Annotated in this window: 2 protein-coding genes and 1 pseudogene; 2 read left to right on the plus strand and 1 reads right to left on the minus strand. The window is 72.6% G+C overall.

Going from position 1 to position 2,285, the window contains the following annotated elements; translation table 11 throughout:
- Positions 1-237: pseudogene (locus ACFWY6_RS45090) on the plus strand (hypothetical protein); the annotation flags it as partial.
- Between the two features lies 1 nt (position 238).
- Here the strand turns inward: ACFWY6_RS45090 and ACFWY6_RS45095 are convergent.
- Positions 239-1,123, minus strand: coding sequence for a hypothetical protein (locus ACFWY6_RS45095; protein WP_384703652.1), 885 nt, complete (start codon positions 1,121-1,123; stop codon positions 239-241).
- Between the two features lie 188 nt (positions 1,124-1,311).
- Between ACFWY6_RS45095 and ACFWY6_RS45100 the strand changes: the two genes are divergently transcribed.
- Positions 1,312-2,181 carry a YhjD/YihY/BrkB family envelope integrity protein gene (locus tag ACFWY6_RS45100; RefSeq protein ID WP_384703655.1) on the plus strand — a complete coding sequence of 290 codons (870 nt, stop codon included), beginning with the start codon at positions 1,312-1,314 and terminating at the stop codon, positions 2,179-2,181.
- Positions 2,182-2,285 lie beyond the last annotated feature (104 nt).

Here is a 2,285-nt window from a genome sequence, read left to right on the forward strand (position 1 = left end):
CGCGTACTCCGCGGCGACGCCCCGGTCCAGGTCGGCGGCCACGTCCCGCTCCGCGGGCCCCCCGGCGGCGGGCCCCCCCCCCCCGGCGAGGCGCTGTCCTTCCCGACGCCCGTGACCGTCGTGAGCCGTCCCCGGGCGCTGCGCGTGCGCGTCCCGCGCCACCGCCCCGGCGTGTCCCGGCCGCGGTCGCGCCTGGACTGGCGGCGGCTGCGCGATCTGGCGCTGGCGCGCGGCTGAGTCAGCGGCGGCGCCGGTACCACACCAGCGCGGCCACCGCGGAGACGGCGAGGAACGCGAGCAGCACCGTGCTCCAGTGCTCGTCGGCGACGCGGATGTCGGTGGCCAGTACGACCACCGCGATCACGACCGGCACCGTGCACGCCAGCAGCACCCGCACGGTCGCCAGCAGGAATCCCGGGCGCACGGTGGCACGCCGCGTCGCCGGGCTGCCCGGCGGCAGCACATCCGTGCCCCCGTGCAGCGCGAAGTACCGTGCGGCGACCACGGCGAGCTGGTTGGTCGCGCGCCGGTACATCTCCGCGCACACCGGGATCCAGACGAACGGCACCACGGTGCCGATGAGGACCAGCGCGACCGTGCCCGCCCACACCGCGGCCCTTCGAAGCTTCCCGCGCGGCCGGTCCTGAGGCGCGACCAGACCGATGAGGTAGGCCTGTCTCCTGACGGTGCTCCACCAACTGGCCCTGGCCCCGCCGCTCACGACGGCGGACCGCGCCTCGCGTAGTGCCGCCTCCGCCTCGGTGACGGTCGGGTGGACGCCCTGGATGACGAGCAGGTGGGCCACGACCGTGTCGTCCCTGGGGTCGAGACCGGACAGGGCCGCGAGTTCGAGCACCATCCGGAACTGGGCGAGCAGCGCTCCGCAGAACGCGATCGGCAGCAGCGCCATGAACGGCCCGCCCAGGAAGGAGCCTTCCGCGACAGATGAGCGAACGCCCCGGTGGACCACCTGGATGCGCAGTTCATCGGTGGCCGCGGCACCCGCCGGCTGCTCGGACCGTCGCCGGGCGACCCATTCCGCGGCCGGCGGGCCGAGGTACTCGACCGCGAACACGGCCATCCGCTCCGGCATGTGCCGGGGATCCGCGCGGACCGTACGCAACAGCCTCCTGGCGGCGCCAGGAGTGCGACGCCCCGCTGACTCGCCGTCCTTCACCCGCCGCAGGCTAGCCAACCGACCGCGCCCTGCTGCCTTGTCGATCTACTGCGGCAGCTCATTCACCCGTATGAAGCGCACCTGACGCGAGCCCTCTGAAGGCGGTGGCGGCCTTTCTGTGCGACGAATGGACCGTGAACCGCAAGCAGCTCCGGGACTGGGCCAGGGCGGCCCAGGAGTTCCCCCGGCGGACACCGCTGGTCGGGCGGATGCTCGCACGGCTGATCAGCGTGCGCTGGATGGACGCCAGCGCGCGGCTTGCGGCCCAGCTCTTCCTGGCCGCGCTGCCGCTGCTCATCGTCGTGGCCGCGTTGGCACCGAGTGGCGTCAAGGACCTGCTGGCCGACTCCGTTCAGGCTCTGCTGGGCGAGGACGCACCGGTCGACACGATCGAGCAGACCTTCACCGCCCAAGGCGTCACGAAGGACACCTACGGAGGCGTCGGCCTCGTCGTCGCGCTCATCTCGGCGACCGCACTGAGCCGCGCCCTGCAGCAGGTGTGCGAACGCTGCTGGGATCTGCCCAAGGGGGGCGCACGGGTGACCGCCTGGCGCTGGCTGGTGTGGCTGGCGGGGTGGCTGACCGCGGTGCTGTTCCAGTCCCCGTTGCGCCACGGCTTCGGGGCCGGCACCTGGCTCGGAGTGCTGCTCTCGCTGGTGACGGCCGTGCTGCTGTGGTGGTGGACGCAGCATCTGCTGCTCGGTGCGCGCATCCGGTGGGCGCCGCTGCTGCCGGGAGCCGTGCTGACGGGCGTCGGCATGGTGACGTTCGCCTATCTGTCGGGATTGTTCATGCCCGCGGCCATGAAACGGGGCCTCGAGCACTTCGGGTCGCTCGGCTACGTCTTCACGCTGCTCTCGTGGCTGATCGCGGCGTGCTGCGTGATCGTCGCCGGAATCGGCCTCGGCCAGGTCACGGCTGTCTCGGGCCCGTTCCCACGCTGGCTGGGCACTCCTGCGGCCGACGAGAGCCGTAAGGACGAGAGCCGGCACGTCAGCCCCTGAGGATGCGGTCCCTCTGGACGCGACGACCCGCTTCCCCTGCAATACCGCTTTGACGGGCCCGAAGACGCGCCGGTCCTGATCCTGGGACCGTCCCTCGGCACGAC

The sequence above is a fragment of the Streptomyces sp. NPDC059037 genome (assembly GCF_042740015.1).
Classification (GTDB): domain Bacteria; phylum Actinomycetota; class Actinomycetes; order Streptomycetales; family Streptomycetaceae; genus Streptomyces.